The sequence below is a fragment of the Mesorhizobium sp. J428 genome, assembly GCF_024699925.1.
GTDB lineage: Bacteria > Pseudomonadota > Alphaproteobacteria > Rhizobiales > Rhizobiaceae > Mesorhizobium_A.
Map to the genome: position 1 here is coordinate 3,878,413 of NZ_JAJOMX010000001.1, position 15,055 is coordinate 3,893,467.

At 66.4% G+C, this 15,055-nt stretch carries 16 protein-coding genes; 3 read left to right on the forward strand and 13 right to left on the reverse strand.

Annotated elements, in window-relative coordinates:
- The first annotated feature begins 11 nt into the window (after positions 1–11).
- Entirely contained in the window at positions 12–818 is an 807-nt protein-coding gene (locus tag LRS09_RS19465; RefSeq protein WP_257808519.1) for a pirin family protein, read from the forward strand.
- On the opposite strand, the gene rfbD is transcribed toward LRS09_RS19465, so the two are convergent.
- The 4 genes from rfbD to rfbA are packed head-to-tail and all read right to left on the reverse strand — an operon-like array spanning position 786 to position 4,203.
- Positions 786–1,688 carry a dTDP-4-dehydrorhamnose reductase gene (gene rfbD, locus LRS09_RS19470; RefSeq protein ID WP_257808521.1) on the reverse strand — a complete coding sequence of 301 codons (903 nt, stop codon included), beginning with the start codon at positions 1,686–1,688 and terminating at the stop codon, positions 786–788. The two genes, LRS09_RS19465 and rfbD, sit on opposite strands and share 33 nt — an antisense overlap.
- Complete coding sequence (gene rfbB / locus LRS09_RS19475) at positions 1,685–2,752, reverse strand: dTDP-glucose 4,6-dehydratase (RefSeq protein ID WP_257808522.1); 1,068 nt, start codon at positions 2,750–2,752, stop codon at positions 1,685–1,687. Before rfbB ends, rfbD begins: the two co-directional genes overlap by 4 nt.
- A 15-nt stretch (positions 2,753–2,767) precedes the next feature.
- The gene (gene rfbC, locus LRS09_RS19480; protein ID WP_257808523.1) at positions 2,768–3,322 is read right to left on the reverse strand and encodes a dTDP-4-dehydrorhamnose 3,5-epimerase; all 555 of its coding nucleotides are present in this window, start codon (positions 3,320–3,322) and stop codon (positions 2,768–2,770) included.
- Positions 3,322–4,203: a glucose-1-phosphate thymidylyltransferase RfbA gene (rfbA, locus tag LRS09_RS19485; protein ID WP_257808524.1), complete on the reverse strand. Its 882-nt coding sequence runs from the start codon at positions 4,201–4,203 to the stop codon at positions 3,322–3,324. Before rfbA ends, rfbC begins: the two co-directional genes overlap by 1 nt.
- Positions 4,204–4,401: 198 nt before the next feature.
- On the opposite strand from rfbA, the gene LRS09_RS19490 reads away from it, so the two are divergent.
- A complete protein-coding gene (locus LRS09_RS19490) occupies positions 4,402–4,920 on the forward strand; it encodes a hypothetical protein (RefSeq protein ID WP_257808525.1) in 519 nt (172 codons plus the stop codon).
- 39 nt (positions 4,921–4,959) lie between these two features.
- Here the strand turns inward: LRS09_RS19490 and LRS09_RS19495 are convergent, their stop codons facing one another.
- From LRS09_RS19495 to LRS09_RS19535, 9 genes are read right to left on the reverse strand one after another with little or no spacing between them, the layout of a single operon-like run.
- On the reverse strand, positions 4,960–5,553 hold the full coding sequence (locus LRS09_RS19495) for a prepilin-type N-terminal cleavage/methylation domain-containing protein (RefSeq protein WP_257808526.1): 594 nt from the start codon (positions 5,551–5,553) through the stop codon (positions 4,960–4,962).
- Positions 5,550–5,933 (reverse strand): type II secretion system protein, encoded by a 384-nt coding sequence (locus tag LRS09_RS19500; protein ID WP_257808527.1) that lies wholly within the window; start codon positions 5,931–5,933, stop codon positions 5,550–5,552. The genes LRS09_RS19495 and LRS09_RS19500 overlap by 4 nt, the downstream gene beginning before the upstream one ends.
- Entirely contained in the window at positions 5,930–6,412 is a 483-nt protein-coding gene (locus LRS09_RS19505; RefSeq protein ID WP_257808528.1) for a GspH/FimT family pseudopilin, read from the reverse strand. Before LRS09_RS19505 ends, LRS09_RS19500 begins: the two co-directional genes overlap by 4 nt.
- On the reverse strand, positions 6,409–7,629 hold the full coding sequence (locus tag LRS09_RS19510) for a type II secretion system F family protein (RefSeq protein ID WP_257808529.1): 1,221 nt from the start codon (positions 7,627–7,629) through the stop codon (positions 6,409–6,411). The genes LRS09_RS19505 and LRS09_RS19510 overlap by 4 nt, the downstream gene beginning before the upstream one ends.
- Positions 7,630–7,639: 10 nt before the next feature.
- On the reverse strand, positions 7,640–9,319 hold the full coding sequence (locus LRS09_RS19515; RefSeq protein ID WP_257808530.1) for a GspE/PulE family protein: 1,680 nt from the start codon (positions 9,317–9,319) through the stop codon (positions 7,640–7,642).
- A gap of 19 nt (positions 9,320–9,338) precedes the next feature.
- On the reverse strand, positions 9,339–10,409 hold the full coding sequence (locus LRS09_RS19520) for a hypothetical protein (RefSeq protein WP_257808532.1): 1,071 nt from the start codon (positions 10,407–10,409) through the stop codon (positions 9,339–9,341).
- Positions 10,406–10,942, reverse strand: a complete 537-nt coding sequence (locus LRS09_RS19525; protein ID WP_257808534.1) for a hypothetical protein — start codon at positions 10,940–10,942, stop codon at positions 10,406–10,408. The genes LRS09_RS19520 and LRS09_RS19525 overlap by 4 nt, the downstream gene beginning before the upstream one ends.
- The gene (gspM, locus tag LRS09_RS19530) at positions 10,939–11,565 is read right to left on the reverse strand and encodes a type II secretion system protein GspM (RefSeq protein ID WP_257808535.1); all 627 of its coding nucleotides are present in this window, start codon (positions 11,563–11,565) and stop codon (positions 10,939–10,941) included. Before gspM ends, LRS09_RS19525 begins: the two co-directional genes overlap by 4 nt.
- A complete protein-coding gene (locus LRS09_RS19535; protein ID WP_257808537.1) occupies positions 11,558–12,568 on the reverse strand; it encodes a PilN domain-containing protein in 1,011 nt (336 codons plus the stop codon). The genes gspM and LRS09_RS19535 overlap by 8 nt, the downstream gene beginning before the upstream one ends.
- Before the next feature lie 387 nt (positions 12,569–12,955).
- Between LRS09_RS19535 and gspD the strand changes: the two genes are divergently transcribed.
- On the forward strand, positions 12,956–15,043 hold the full coding sequence (gspD, locus tag LRS09_RS19540) for a type II secretion system secretin GspD (RefSeq protein ID WP_257808539.1): 2,088 nt from the start codon (positions 12,956–12,958) through the stop codon (positions 15,041–15,043).
- Positions 15,044–15,055 lie beyond the last annotated feature (12 nt).

Below are 15,055 nucleotides of genomic sequence, written 5' to 3' on the forward strand. Positions count from 1 at the left end.
GGGCCGCTGCCATGCTGCTGAAAGGTGGTCGCACACCCATTGTCCGAGACATGGGCGGGTTCGTCATCCACGCGAACATGCCGGGGTGGCTGCTCCCCAAAACCCGCGACCATGGGCATGGCCCCCTGGCGATGGTCGTGGAATCGATCCTCCATCCAGGTCGCCTCATCGCAATGCACGAGCACCGCAACGATGAGATCGTCTCATGGGTGCCCGACGGCGTCATGCGCCACGACGACAGGGCGACGGGACCGCTCGTGATAGACGAGGGGCATCTGATGGTGATGAACGCCGGCCGCAGCTTCTGGCACTCGGAAGAGACCCTGCCCAGCGACCCGCCGTTGCGCATGCTGCAGATATTCGTGAGGCCGCGCGAGGCGGATCTCGACCCCGGCATCCAGCACGGGGCGGTCGCACCGGCCGCTCGGAACGCCTGGCGGCATCTGTTCGGACCGAAAGGCGGCAACGCCCCCTTCTTCGTGCGCAATGCGGTCGACTTCTTCGATATCAGGCTGGATCAGGGAGCTTCGGTCGAATTCCCGGTCATGCAGGGACGCGATCTCTATTTCTACGTCTTCAGCGGCTCGATCGCCGCCGGCGGCGAAGCTTTCGCCGAAGGAGAGCAAGGATTGCTTCCGGGCGGCGGATGTCTTGGGCTCGAGGCGAAAGAGGGTTCGCTGGTGGTCGCTTTCCTGATCGATCCGGCCGCGGCGGTCACCAGAAAGGGCACGGTGGGTGACAACGCGAAGATACCCCCCGCCTTCGCGATACGGGTGCTCAGGAAGCTAGCCCCCTTGCGGCGGTTGTGGCGCGGCTAGAAGGCGAGCGACCACGGCGTCCGTGCTGTCCTGCCAGTCGGGCGCGGTCCAGCCGAAGGTTTGGGTGAACTTCGCGGTCGACAGGCGGGAGTTGGCGGGGCGGCGCGCCTTGGTCGGATAGTCGGAGGCCGGGATGTCCTTCACCCGCGCCGAGGGGCCGCCATTGGCGCGGCTCGCCTCAAAGATGCGGCGGGCGAAGCCGCTCCAGTTGGTCGTGCCGCTGCCGGCGAGATGGAAGATACCGAAAACATCGTCCTGCCCTGACACGAGCCGGGGGGCGATGTGGAGGACCGCGTCGGCGATGTCGAGCGCCGAGGTCGGGTTGCCGTGCTGGTCGGCGACGACGGTCAATTCGTCGCGGCTCGCGGCGACGCGCAGCATGGTGCGGACAAAATTGTTGCCGAACGGGCTGTAGACCCAGGCCGTGCGCAGGATCGCGTGGCGTGGATTGGCAGCGGCCACCGCGTGTTCGCCCGCGAGCTTGGACGCGCCGTAGACGCCGATCGGGCCCGTAGGGTCGGTCTCGACATAGGCGCCGTCCTTGGAACCGTCGAAGACGTAGTCGGTCGAAAGGTGAATGACGGGGACGCCGAGCGCGTGCGCGGCGGCTGCGACCGCACCGGCGCCGGCCCCGTTGACCGCATGCGCGAGCGCGGGCTCGTCCTCGGCCTTGTCGACCGCGGTGTAGGCGGCCGACGAGACGACGAGATCGGGCCGTGCGGCTTCAAGCGCGGGCGCGATGGAGGCCGGGGTCGCGAGGTCGAGGTCCGGACGGCCGACGAGCACGATCTCGACGTCCGCACGGCCGCCGCAGCGTTCCTTCAGGCTCTGCGCGACCTGACCCTCGCGGCCGGTGACGGCGATCCTCACTCCGCGGCCTTCTGAGCTTCGCCGAGGCGCTGGCCGGAATACTTCTCGCGGCGGATCGGTCCCCACCACCATTCGTTGGCGAGATACCAGTCGATGGTGCGGGCAAGGCCTGTCTCGAAGCTCTCCTGCGGCGTCCAGCCGAGTTCGCGCTTGATCTTCGAGGCGTCGATCGCGTAGCGGCGGTCGTGGCCGGGCCGGTCGGTGACGTAGGTGATCAGGTCGCCGTAGCTGCCCTTCTTGCGCGGGCGCTTGCGGTCGAGGATGGCGCAGATCGTCTGCACGACCGAAAGGTTGGTGCGCTCCGAGTTGCCGCCGACATTGTAGCTCTCGCCGTTGACGCCCTTCGTCGCGATCGTCGCCAGCGCACGGGCGTGGTCCTCGACATAGAGCCAGTCGCGCACATTCTCGCCCTTGCCGTAGATCGGCAGGGGCTTCTCGTCGAGCGCGTTGAGGATGACCAGCGGGATGAGCTTCTCGGGGAAGTGGAACGGGCCGTAATTGTTGGAACAGTTGGAGAGCACGACCGGCAGACCGTAGGTCTCGTGCCAGGCGCGCACCAGATGGTCGGACGCGGCCTTGGAGGCGGAGTAGGGCGAGGAGGGCGCGTAGGGCGTCTCCTCGGTGAAGATGCCGCTGTCGAAGGGCAGATCCCCGAACACCTCGTCGGTCGAGATGTGGTGGAAGCGGAAGCGCTCCTTCTTGGCGCCGCTCAGGCCGCGATAATATTCGAGCGCAGCCTTGAGCATGCGGAACGTGCCGATCACGTTGGTCTCGATGAAGGCCTCCGGCCCGTCGATTGAGCGGTCGACATGGCTTTCGGCCGCAAGGTGCATGACCACGTCGATGTCGTCGCGCTTCAGGATGTCGAGGATCGAGCCGTCGTCGCAGATGTCCTTCTGCTCGAAGCGATAGTTGTGCTGGTTCTCGATCGGCCGCAGCGAGGCGAGGTTGCCGGCATAGGTCAGCTTGTCCACATTGGTGATGTTGTTCGACAGGTCGGAGCAAATGTGCCGGCAGACCGCCGATCCGATGAAGCCGGCACCGCCGGTGACGAGGAAGTTCATGCGGAATACCTCATGTCAGTCGAAGAGATCTGCATTGGCAAGCAGCGGTGCATTCTTGTCCTTGTCGGAGAGCGTGAAACCGCCGGAGATGGTGGGCCACGCCACGCCGATCGCCGGATCGTCGAACCGCAGCGACCGGTCGTGCTCCTTGGAATACAGGTTCGTCACCTTGTAGAGAACCTCGGTGTCGGGAACCAGCGTGACGAAGCCGTGGGCGAAGCCCTTCGGGACGAGGATCTGGTTCCAGCGCTCCGCCGAGACTTCGAGCGCCTCCCACTTGCCGAAGGTCGGCGACGAGCGGCGGATGTCCACCACCACGTCGAGGATCGCGCCGCGCGTCACGCGCACCAGCTTGTCCTGCGCGAAGGGCGGCAACTGGTAGTGCAGGCCGCGCAGCACGCCGGCGGCGGCCGAATAGGAATGGTTGTCCTGAACGAAGCCGAGGTCGACGCCGGCGGTCTTCAGCTCCGCGGCGTTGTACGTTTCGGAGAAGAAGCCGCGGTGGTCACCATGCTTCTTCGGCAGGATCTCGAGCACATCCCCGAGCCCGAGCTTCCTGACTTCAACCATCACATTTCCGCTATTTCTGCGACCCTGCGCCTGAGATAGGCCGCATATTCGTTCTTGCCGAGCTTGGCAGCGCGGGCAAGCACCCGATCCGCCGATACCCAGCCTTTTTCGACCCCGATCTCTTCGGGGCAGGCGATCTTGATGCCCTGCCGGTGCTCGATCGTGCGGACGAACGAGGACGCCTCGTGCAGGCTGTCATGCGTGCCGGTGTCGAGCCAGGCATAGCCGCGGCCAAGCTGATGGACGTGCAGCGTGCCGCGTTCGAGATAGACGTTGTTGACCGTCGTGATCTCGAGCTCGCCGCGCGCCGACGGCTTGATCGACTTGGCGATCTCGACGACTTCGTTGTCGTAGAAATAGAGGCCGGTGACGGCCCAGTTCGATTTCGGATTGGCCGGCTTCTCCTCGATCGTCAGCGCCTGGCCGGTGACCTTGTCGAAGGACACCACGCCGTAGCGCTGCGGATCCTCGACATGATAGGCGAAGACGGACGCGCCGCCGGTGCGCTGCGCGGCCTGCTGGCAGAGGCTGGAGAGCCCCTCGCCGAAATAGATGTTGTCGCCGAGGATCATCGCCACATTGTCGTCGCCGACGAAGCTGTCGCCGATGATGAAGGCTTCGGCGAGACCGTTTGGCTGCGGCTGAACCGCATAGGAAAGGCTGAGGCCGAACTCGCCGCCGTCGCCGAGCAGTTCCTGGAACACCGGCAGGTCGCGCGGCGTGGAGATGATCAATATCTCGCGGATGCCGGCCAGCATGAGCACGCTCAGCGGATAGTAGATCATCGGCTTGTCGTAGATCGGGAGGATCTGCTTCGAGACAGCCAAAGTCAGAGGGTACAGGCGGGTGCCACTACCGCCCGCAAGGATGATGCCCTTCATAGGTAACTCTCTACGCCCCACTCAAGATGATAGAAGAAACGTCTCCAAGCCCCGCAGGCGACCTATCACGAGCGCGCGCACCCAGTCCATAACGTTTTGCTTCGCCCGGAAACTCGATGCTGGATGGCCCGCCAGCCTCGCGCAAGCCGCCGGGGTTAGGCTGGCGAACATCGGCACTTTCTGCGCGGAGCTGGCAGCATGAGTCTTTTCGGATCGTTGCGGACGAGCTATCCGCCCGCCACCACACAGATCGGCCGCATGCCGACCGTCTCCGACAATCCCTCGGATGGCGGCCAGGGCAATGGCGGCAACGAATTCCTCTCCCTGGTCGACGGAGGCACGTCCGCGTCGGACGGCACCTCGACCGGCAAGCTGTCGATCTATTCGGCGCTCTCGCCTCAGGACGCCTATCGCGCCTCGCTGATCGGCAGCCTGCTGGACGACGGCACGAGCGAGAACGCGGGCGGCGACAAGGCGGCGGACGATCCCGCGGTGAAGAATCCAATCGGCGAGATCACCGGCGACCTGGAGGCCGGCGCGACTGGGAGCTACGAGGCGTCGGAGGCCGACGAGGTGACGAACGGGCTGCAGGGCGACCGCGCCGACAACATGCTGCCCAAGGCGGGCGGCAAAGGGGACGACGAGGCCGAGAACCAGGTCGCCGCGGAAGGCACGGTCACGAACGCGCTGCCCAAGATGGACGCGCCGCCGGCCTGAGGAGCTTCCGGCCAGCTTTCCGCGCTGCCGGATACTCTCTCATGATACCCGGGCGATCGTCGTGGCTGAAACCGTCTTTCCCGCGACAGAGCGGGAAATCCTGATCTTGACCAGCTTCGGCAGTATGCCGGCCTTGGAGAAGGACGACATAAAGCTGACGCCATCCTCCGAATAGGTGAAGTCGATCCTGTCGAAACTGTCGAGGATGATGATCGTCGAGCGCGTTGCCTCGGCGGCGTCCGGTTGCCGGCGCATCGCCATCGATTGCACGAGGCGCGGCGCGGCGGCCTGATCGTCGATGTAGATGTCGATGTCGCGCAGGGCCAGCGAATAGAAGCCCTGGCGGGTGACGGCGGCGAAGCGCATCTGCGTCGCCCGGCCGTCGAACATCTTGACGTTCTCCTCCTCACTGTCGGGAAGGCTGGCGAGCTTCGCCGCCGACAGCGTACTGGCGAGGTGCGACAGCGCCCCCTCCAATTCGGCGCGCACGATCACCTGCTCGCGCAGCCGCGCGACAGAGTTCAGCTGGCCGAAGACGCCGGCCATCATCCCCGCCATGACCGCGACGACCGAGAGCGCCACCAACACCTCGATCAGGACGAAGCCGTCGCGGGAGGAGGACGGCCTGGTCATGGCGCGACCTGCAGCGGCGGATTGCTGATGAATGTCTGGTAGGTATAGGACGGCCCTCTGGCGCCGCGCGGCCAGATAGTGGCCGTGAGCGCCAGCAGCTGCCGCGCATGCCCGTCGCGCACGGCGCGGGCGACAATCCGCCACGGTTCGCCGGAATCGAGCTCGCCCTCGAAATCGCCCTCGTTCCTGATATCGGGGAATTCCTTCGCGGCGAGCGACGCGTAGACGAGGCCGGCGGCCTGGATGTCGGCCGCGCGCACCAGCGTGGTGGCGCTCTGGGAGATGGTCTGCATGCCGACACCGAGCGCGACCGCGAGGATCGCGAAGGCGACGATCGTCTCGACGAGGATGAAGCCGCTCTCTTTGCCGTCCGTGGTCATTGCGACGTCCCCACGCGCAGGCGCGGCAGGCCGGTCAACCAGTTGACTTCGATGCGCGCCTCGGTGCCGGCGGCGTTGCGCAGCAGGATTTCCGCGCCCGACGAGCTGCCGTCCGCCCGGAAGACGAGATAGTAGGTCGACCCCTCCGGCGAGACGAATTCGGAGCTCGCGATCATCCGAACCTCCTGATCGTCGGGCAACTGCACCGGGGTCGATCCGGTAGGATAGACGTACTGCTTAGCCCCGGCATTGATCGCGAACAGCGTGTTGCGGCCCTTGAGGATTGCGTCGCTGCGCGCGCGGAACAGCATGGATTGCATCGCTTCCGCGCTCATCAGCGGCGTGATGCGGTTTTCGCGGCGCGCCAGCGTCGAGCCGACGGAGCCGAGCACAAGCGCAAGGATGGCGAGCGTGACGAGGAACTCGACGAGGGTGAAGCCCGCCTCGGAATGCAGGGGAGGGGCAGGGCGCGTGCTCACCGGATCGCCATCTCGTTGATGGAGAGCAGCGTCGTCATCACCGAGATGACCAGGCTGCCGACCAGCCCGCCGAGGACGATGGTCATGGCCGGGGTGAGCAGCGCCAGCGCGCGGCTGATGGCGCGCTGCATCTGCGCCTGGGTCATCGCACCGGAGCGGCCCATCATCGTGGCGAGGTTGTTGGATTCCTCGCCGAGCCGGACCAGCGCCAGGATCGAGTCCGGGAAGGCATCGGAGGATTTGAGCGCCTGCCAGATCGGCTCGCCAGAGGCGACGCGCAGGCGCGCCTGCATCAGCTTCGCTTTGTGGCCGGCGGACGGCGCGGTGTCGGCTGAGAGGCTCATTGCGTCCAGCATCGGCACGCCGTTGCCGAGAAGCAGCGACATGGTGTTGAGGTAGCGCTCGCGCGTGGTGCTGCGGATCAGTCCGGAGATGACCGGAAGGCGGGCCGCGACGTCCATGAACCTGGCGCGCACGGCGGGGCGCTGGAAGAAGACGGCCATAAGCAGGCCGAGCCCGCCGAGACAGGCGAAGATGAGCAGGCCGAACTGCTTGATCGTCTCGCCGAAGCCGCCGAGCGCGCGAATGAGGAAAGGCGGCTCGGCGCCGGCATTGGAGAAGATCGGCTCCAGCGCCGGCACGAGATAGAGCGAGAGGACCAGCAGCGCGCCGACCATGATGAGCAGCAGGAAGGCCGGGTAGATCATCGCCTCGGTGATCTCGGACTTGCGCTTCGCGCGCAGCGCATGCGTCTTGGCGAGCTCGGAGACGACGATGTCGAGCCGGCCGCTGCTCTCGCCCGAGGCGACGAGCGCCACCACGTCCGGCGGCATGTTGGGCTGGCTGGCGAAGGCCTCGGCCACCGATTTGCCCTCGGTGATCTGCGAATGGATCGCCTGGATGCGCGCCTTCTGGCCCTTGTTGGGTTCGGCGTCGCCGACGGCCTTGAGCGCCACGTCGACGTTGAAGCCTGAGCCGATGATGACCGCCAGCTCGCTGAGGAAATGGGTCAGGTCGAGCTTGGGCTGGAAAAGGCCGCGGAAGGACGAGGGACTGGCCGTCCCGGCTGACGCGTCGACCTGCTTCAGCTCGTAGGGGATCTTGCCAGCCTGCGAGAGCTGGCGCACCGCATCCGCCCGGTCGATCGCGGTGACATAGCCGGTGTCGTGGCCGCCGGACTGGGCGTAGGCGCGGAACTTGAAACGCGTCGCGGTCACGGCCGGTCACTCATTGCAGGATCTCGTCGGCGAGGTCCGAGGTGAGTTCGAGGCTCAGGACGCGCTGCACCTCCTCGCGCGTGGTGACGCCGTCGGCGACGAGGCGGGCGGCCTGCGCCGACATGGTGAGGAAGCCATTCGCGGCCGCACGTTCCTGCATCTGCTCCTCGCCGGCGCCGCGGCTGATCATCGAAGCGATTTCGGGCGAGACTTCGAGGATCTCGTAGGCGACGGTTCGGCCGGCATAGCCGCTGCCGCGGCAGGTGTTGCAGACGGGATGGATGCCGTTGACCGCCGGGGCCTGCACGCCGTGGCACTTGGGGCAGAGCTTGCGCACGAGGCGCTGGGCAGCGACCGCGCGGATGGTCGCGCCGATGAGATAGCCGTCGATGCCCATGTCGAGCAGGCGGGTGAGCGCGCCGGCGGCGCTGTTGGTGTGCAGCGTCGAGAAGACCAGGTGGCCGGTGAGCGATGCCTGGATGGCGATCTGGGCCGTCTCGGCGTCGCGGATTTCGCCGATGAGGATCACGTCCGGGTCCTGGCGCAGGACGGAGCGGAGTGCACGCGCAAAGGTGAGGTCGATGCCCGGGTCGACCTGGAGCTGGGTGATGCCGTCAAGGCGGTATTCGACCGGGTCCTCGACGGTGAAGATCTTCACCTCGTCGGGATCGCGCTCCTTGAGCAGGGAATAGAGCGTGGTCGTCTTGCCGCTGCCGGTGGGGCCGGTGATCAGCACGATGCCGTTGGGGATGTGGGCGAACTCCTTGAACCTGGCGATCGCCTCGGCGTCGAAGCCGAGCGCGTTGAGGGACAGCGCCACGCCCGACTTGTCGAGGATGCGCAGCACGAAGGTCTCGCCGTGGACGGAGGGCAGCACCGAGACACGCAGGTCGATCTCCTGACCGCGCACGGTGACGCGCATGCGGCCGTCCTGCGGCATGCGCCGCTCGGCGATGTTGAGGCGCGACAGGATCTTGATGCGGGTGGCGATGCCGGCATGCATCGACTTCGGCGCGGTCTCGGCGACCGTCAGCAGCCCGTCGCAGCGGAAGCGGATGCGCAGGTGGTCGATCGTCGGCTCGACATGGATGTCGGTGGCGCCGCGGTCCACCGCCTGCTGGATGATGTTAGCGACGAAGCGGATGACCGGGGCCTCGCGGGCGAAATCGCGCAGCCGCTCGATGTCGTCGGTGTCGGCGAGGTCGTCGTCCACCGCCATCAGCAGGCTGTCGGGGCTGTCCAGCTTGGTCTCCTTGAGCGTGCGCAGCCGCTCGGCGATGGCGCTGCGCGGGAACACCCGCAGCTCCGGTTCGCAGTCGAAATGGTAGCGCAGCACGTCGAGCGTCGAGCGGGCGAAGGGATCGGCGGCGGCGACCAGCACGCGGTTCTCGACGAACGCCAGCGGCAGCACCTGGTTGGCCTCGAGGAAATTCATTCCGATGCCGCGGACGAGCGCGAGGTCGACCTCGTCGGGCACGGCCGGCAGGACCGGCACGCCGAGGAAGGCCGACAGATGCTGGGCGAGATCACTTTCCCTGAGCAGGCCGAGCTCGATGAAGACGGTGTCGACCGGATGGCCGGTCGAGCTGTGGGCGTTGCGTGCGCGCTTGACGGATTCGGCCGTGAGGATACGGTTGTCCCCGAGCCAGGACAGGAAGTCGGAAAAGGTCGGATATTCCGCAAGTCTCATGGAAAGGGCATCCGTCTCATTACGGGTCGCTGGCGAGCACCGCCGCCACGCCGGCTCCCAAAATCATATCGCATTCGACGAGGCCGCTGAAGTCGCTTTCCCCTTCGGGTAGGAACTCGGGGTTCGAGGTCCGCTCGACGATGGAAAACTCGCCGGTGTCATTCTCGCTCGCCGTGAGCACGGCTCCGGCATATCCCGACATGCCGCCGTCGACCGTGCGCAGTTCCACATCGACACGGTAGGTCTTGGCCCCTTCTTCCTCGTCGGGAAGGATAAAGGGAAATTTGGGCGTGGGCTTCGACGGCAGGACGCTCGACAGGCGGGTCGAGATACGCGGGCCGAGGATCGTGTCGGCGGTGTTCCGGGTCGAGAACACCTCGGTGAGCGCGCGGACCGGCTTCCCGCGGAAGCCCTCGAAGTCGTAGAGTTCTTCGACCGCCTCGAAGGGCATGCGCTTCAGGCCGCCGGCGACGCGATCCTCTGCACCGGCCGCGGGTGCGACCTGGGGAGTGCGCTGCGGATCGGCTTGGTCGCCTCCGTTTCCACCGTCGCCATTGCCGTTACCGTCGCCATTGCCATTGCCATCACCGTTGCCGTCGCCACCACCTCCACCACCTTCACCGTCTTCAGGCGGTCGGGTGCGGTAGGCGATCAGCGCCTCCGTCAGCTCGGCGATGTCGCCCGAGGGGAAGCCGAGGGCGCGGAAGCCTTCCGAGACGAGCTCGGCCGGGGCGTTGTTGATGCCGATCAGGCCGCGCTGATCCTGAATCCGCGCCTCGACCAGGTAGCGCGTCGAGCGGCATCGCAGCGGCTCGGAGCGGACCTTGATCTCCTCGTTGCGGGGTTCTGTCGGGGGCGCTGCAAGATCCCGCGCCAGAACCGTCAGCAACCCGTCGGCGATCGTCTCCAGCCGTTGCTGCTGGAGCTGGTTCGAGGCGACGAGCAGTTCGGTCCGCGCGCCCAGAACGAGCGGCGCTAGAATCGCGGTCACGGCGAGAAGAAAAAGCAGCACCATCAGGAGCGCGAAGCCGGCCTCGGCGTCCCGCGGCTCGCCATCCCGCGGGAGGGCGGGAGGAAGGAGGCGGCTCATTGGCCCGAACTGACCTCGGGGTAGAGTTCGAACGACATGCTTTCCTTGCCGCGCCGGATGGTGACCGACCCCGGATCGATCTTGCCGACCTCCCAGCCCTGCAGCACGTCGCCGACCAGGACCCATACCGGATCGGGCGATTCATCGAGCTGGAGCAGCGCCTTCATGTCCGCGACGCCGGCCGAGCTGACGCCGATGAGCCGTATCGCCGGCGCGGGGAGAGCCTGCACCTCGGGCTCGACAACCTGCTCGGCGACCGGCTCCACCTCCGGTTCGGCGGGCGGCGCGGGCGGCTGCCACGGGCGGCGGGCCTTGTCGAACAGCGGGCGGGAATAGGTCTGGACCGGGCTCATCTGCGAGAAGTCCAGCACTTCGCCGAGTTGGGGCTGGTCGGCCACGCCGCCCGCCCGCCCCGCCTCGCGCGGCGAGGCGATGGCGCCGGTGCCAGCCGGCCGTTCAAAGACCGCCCAGGCGGCCGGCCAGATGGCGAGATTGGCGGCGAGAACCGCTGCAATCTTGAGAGCCGTCTTCATTGCGTCGCCCCCGCGGCGGGAGCGGCGGACTGCGGCGCGGGCGTGGCTATGGGCGGCAGCGCACCGTAGAACTGCACCCGCAGGACGAGCTGGGTGGGGCCGTCGCCCAACCCTTGCGAATCCAGCGTCGAATGGAGCTGGGCCTGGCGGATGATCAGATAGGGCTTGGCCGCCTCGATCGCGAAGATCGTGCCCTGTATGCCTTCGTTCGGGCCGGTGATGTCGGCGCGCAGGCCGGCGAAGCGCATGCCCTTCTGCTGCAGAGCGGGCGCGTTGCCGACGGAGGTGATGGAGACGCCGTTCTGCCGCGCGACGCCGTCGAGCCAGGTCTGCAGATCGGCCTGGATGACCGCGTCGCTGGCGCCTGTCAGGAATTCCGGCCGGTCGTCGGCGGCGATCGCGGCCTTGGCGGACTCTTCCATCATCGGCTTCAGCGCCAGCACCGCGCGCAGGCGGCCGAGCGTTTCGCGCTGCTCGCGAACCGCGTCGCGGCTGGCATAGACCGAGGAGACCGCGGCCACCGTCAGGAGGCCGGCGCCGGCGACGCAGCCGACCAGCAGGCCGATCGCTGCGAGGCGGCGGGTGCGCGGCCCGGCGTTGAGGATGCGTGTCAGGCTATCCATCGCCGTTCTCGATCTTCATGGCGATGGAGAAGCGCTCGCCTTCCTGGTTCACGACGCGCACGACTGGCTCCATGAAGGTCGGCGCGCTGAACAGCGGCGAGGACTCCAGGATCGGGATGAGCGCCGCGGCGGACGCCGAGAAGCCGGCGAAGCGCACCATGTCGCCGCTGACGCTGATCTCGGTAAGCCAGGTGTTGTCGGGGATCGCCCGCGACATCTCCTCGATGACGCGCACGACCGGCACGGTGTCCTTCTTCTCGTCGCGCACGACGCCGATCTGGGCGATCTTGGCGTCGCGGGCGGCAAGCACAGCGCGCAGCTCGCGCACCTCGCTCTCGGCCGCCTCCACCTGCTCCGCGACATCCGCGCCCGCCACGGAATAGCGCCAGTGGGCCGCGCCGACGAGCGCGACGAGGCCGGCGGCGGCGGTGGCGAGGCCGATCGAAACGGCCCGCTCTCCGAGCCTGGTGGCGGCGGACACGCCCATCACCTCCCGCAGGCTCGTCGCATCCACCGGATAGAGCTCGCCGCCATCGGAGAGCGAGATCGAGGCGACGCGCCAGCCGCCGGAGCGCAGGCCTTCGACCACCGGGACCAGGGCGGACTTGCGCACCGTGTAATAGGAGCTGTCGGTGACGCGCTCGTCGAACCGTGTCGCCAGCACGAAGAATTCGTCGGGATTGAACGGTGTGGCGGACTGAAGGTCGAGCTGCGCCATCGCCATCTTGCGGCCGCGCGGCAGGCGGATCGCCGCCAGGCTGCGCTTCAGGTAGCGCTCCGGCTCGATGACGATGCCGACTGCGGGCTTGCGGCCGCGGCGGCCGGCAAGCTGGTCGAGGAGGGGGGCGATCTGCGACGGCTCGGCGGCGAGGCGGGGCTCCGTCCCGTCGACGGAGATCTCCGCGCCGGCCCTGACGAGCCGCACGGTGGCGCCGACGGCGGGTGCCTGCTGACGGAAGCGCGCACCGAAGGCCCGGCCGAGCTCGTCCGGCCACCAGCTCATCAAATCCGAAAGAAAGTTGGCGAGGGCCACTGTTCCAAACCTTCGTCAGCGCATCCGGGGTCTATATCCCCAATTTTATTGCGACGAAACCGATTCCAGTCCGGTGCGGCCAAACTATGATAAATCGCGAGATGTTCAACGTTGAACGCTCCCGGGCGATACTGTTGCATCTTTTCCCCGCCGACTGTGAATTGCTGCATAGATTAACTGCGGTTCCGGAGTTTTCTTGCCTTGCCAACCCTTTTGTGGCTTGGTGACGAAAGGGGGAGATCGGCAACAGGCTCTCGGAGCCTGTTCGGTTGAAAAGATCGGAGCCTCGCCCCTGAAGAGCTAATGTTTCTGCTGTTGTGGCGGTGTAGTACTCGGGCATGATCAAGTAGGCCGATAATGTATCGAGTGCTCGCCATCGTGATTCTGGTCGCAATTCTGACCAGCTGCGCGTCCAACTCGAAGGACGGCGTGTTCTCCTCCATAATGACCAATCTGGACGACAACGGCCGCCCGCTGCCGCCGGAGAGTTCGGGCATGTCGCGCCGGCTGACCGGCAGCGACGCTGACAACTTCGAGGGGGTAAGTGCCGACGGCAGCGGCCAGTTCGTCTCCAGCCGCGCGCCTTATACCGCCGAGACGGGCAATTCAGGGCAGACGGAATACCGCCTGAACCTGGTCGACGCGCCGATCGCGGCGGCGGTCAAGAACGTGCTTGGCGATATTCTCGGCCTTAACTACACGATCGACCCGCGCGTCCGAGGTTCGATCACGCTGCAGACCAGCGCGCCGGTGAACCGCAACACGCTGGTCGACATCCTCGAGACGACGCTGGGAGCGAACGGTTTCGCAATCGTCAAGAACTCCGGCACCTACAACATCGTGCCGCTGTCGGAAGCGCTGGCCAAGACGCCATCGGTGAGCGTGCCCTCGACCTCCAGCCGCACGCCGGGCCTCAAGATCCAGGTCGTCGAACTGCAGTACATTTCGGCCGAAGAGATGCGCGTCATCCTGGCCCCGATCAGCCGCGAAGGGTCGATCCTGCGCGTCGACAATGCACGCAACTACATCATGATCGCCGGCACGAATCCCGACCTCGCCGCAATGCGCGAGGCGATCCAGGTCTTCGACGTGGACTGGATGAAGGGCATGTCGGTCGCGCTCCACCCGCTGAAGACCTCTCGCCCCGACGCGGTGGCGAAGGAACTCGAGACGATCTTCCGCGCGCAGGAGGGACCCGGCACCAACCTGATCAAGTTCGTGCCCAACGAGCGACTGAACTCCGTGCTCGTGATCACATCGCGGCCGCAATATCTCGCGCGCGCCGAAGGCTGGATCCGGCAGCTCGACCGGCTGGCAAGCACCAGCGAGGAGCAGCTCTTCGTCTACCAGATCCAGAATCGGTCGGCCGAGGAGATGGCGAAGGTGCTGCAGTCGGTACTGTCCAAGCAGTCAGGCGACCCGCTGGAAAGCACGCCTGCCGTATCGCCGGATCTGCAGACCGAACTGGTGGCGAGCGAGCCGGCCAACCCTGAGTCGCCGGGCTCGTCGCCTACATCCTCCGGCACGTCCGGTGTACCCTCCGTCGTTGCTGACACCGAGAACAACGCGCTGTTGATCTCGACGACCGCGCGCAACTACGAGCGGATCGAGCGCATCCTGCGCCAGATCGACGTGCTGCCGACGCAGGTGCTTCTGGAGGCGATCATCGCCGAGGTGACGCTGACGGACGAACTGAAGTTCGGCGTCCGCTGGTTCTTCGAGAACGGCGATTTTAGCATCGGCTTCTCCGACCTCGCGAGCGGCGGCACGGGCCCGTCCTTCCCGGGCATGGCCTGGAGCTTTGCCTCGAACAGCCTCGAATTCACGCTCAACGCATTGTCGAGCGTGACCAACGTGAAAGTGATCTCGTCGCCGACGCTGATGGCGCTGAACAACCAGAAGGCGACGCTGCAGATCGGCGACCAGGTGCCGATCGCCACCCGCACGGCGACCAGCGTGGACGATCCGGATGCGCCCATCGTCAGCACGATCACTCTGAAGGATACGGGCATCATCCTGAACGTCACGCCGCGCGTGAACACGTCCGGCCGTGTGCTGCTCGACATCGAGCAGGAGGCGAGCAACGTGGTGCGCACGACGACGTCGGGCATCGATTCGCCGACCATCCAGCAGCGCAAGGTCCAGACGCGCGTCGCCGTCAACGACGGCGAGGCGCTGATCATCGGTGGCCTGATCCAGGAGCGGAACTCGAAGCGGAAGGGACAGATTCCTATCCTGGGCGAGATTCCCGTGCTGGGGAATGCGTTTAAGAACAAGGAGGACGTCATCGAGCGCACGGAACTGGTGATCTTTATCCGTCCGAAAGTCGTCCGCAACGTGCAGGAAGCCCGCTCGGTCAACGAAGAATTCCGCAAGCGGCTGGATTTCGGCGCGAGTGAAACGCCCGGCAACCGCGTCAAGCGCGACCTGAAGCGCCTGCAATAGGGTTGCCACCGC

What these genes read in the sequence shown, in the direction of transcription:
- LRS09_RS19465 (WP_257808519.1), top strand. Translation starts at nt 12, where the DNA reads ATGCTGCTGAAAGGTGGTCGCACACCCATTGTCCGAGACATGGGCGGG.
- rfbB (WP_257808522.1), bottom strand. Translation starts at nt 2,752, where the DNA reads ATGAACTTCCTCGTCACCGGCGGTGCCGGCTTCATCGGATCGGCGGTC.
- rfbC (WP_257808523.1), bottom strand. Translation starts at nt 3,322, where the DNA reads ATGGTTGAAGTCAGGAAGCTCGGGCTCGGGGATGTGCTCGAGATCCTG.
- rfbA (WP_257808524.1), bottom strand. Translation starts at nt 4,203, where the DNA reads ATGAAGGGCATCATCCTTGCGGGCGGTAGTGGCACCCGCCTGTACCCT.
- LRS09_RS19490 (WP_257808525.1), top strand. Translation starts at nt 4,402, where the DNA reads ATGAGTCTTTTCGGATCGTTGCGGACGAGCTATCCGCCCGCCACCACA.
- LRS09_RS19495 (WP_257808526.1), bottom strand. Translation starts at nt 5,553, where the DNA reads ATGACCAGGCCGTCCTCCTCCCGCGACGGCTTCGTCCTGATCGAGGTG.
- LRS09_RS19500 (WP_257808527.1), bottom strand. Translation starts at nt 5,933, where the DNA reads ATGACCACGGACGGCAAAGAGAGCGGCTTCATCCTCGTCGAGACGATC.
- LRS09_RS19515 (WP_257808530.1), bottom strand. Translation starts at nt 9,319, where the DNA reads ATGAGACTTGCGGAATATCCGACCTTTTCCGACTTCCTGTCCTGGCTC.
- LRS09_RS19520 (WP_257808532.1), bottom strand. Translation starts at nt 10,409, where the DNA reads ATGAGCCGCCTCCTTCCTCCCGCCCTCCCGCGGGATGGCGAGCCGCGG.
- LRS09_RS19525 (WP_257808534.1), bottom strand. Translation starts at nt 10,942, where the DNA reads ATGAAGACGGCTCTCAAGATTGCAGCGGTTCTCGCCGCCAATCTCGCC.
- gspM (WP_257808535.1), bottom strand. Translation starts at nt 11,565, where the DNA reads ATGGATAGCCTGACACGCATCCTCAACGCCGGGCCGCGCACCCGCCGC.
- LRS09_RS19535 (WP_257808537.1), bottom strand. Translation starts at nt 12,568, where the DNA reads ATGAGCTGGTGGCCGGACGAGCTCGGCCGGGCCTTCGGTGCGCGCTTC.
- gspD (WP_257808539.1), top strand. Translation starts at nt 12,956, where the DNA reads ATGTATCGAGTGCTCGCCATCGTGATTCTGGTCGCAATTCTGACCAGC.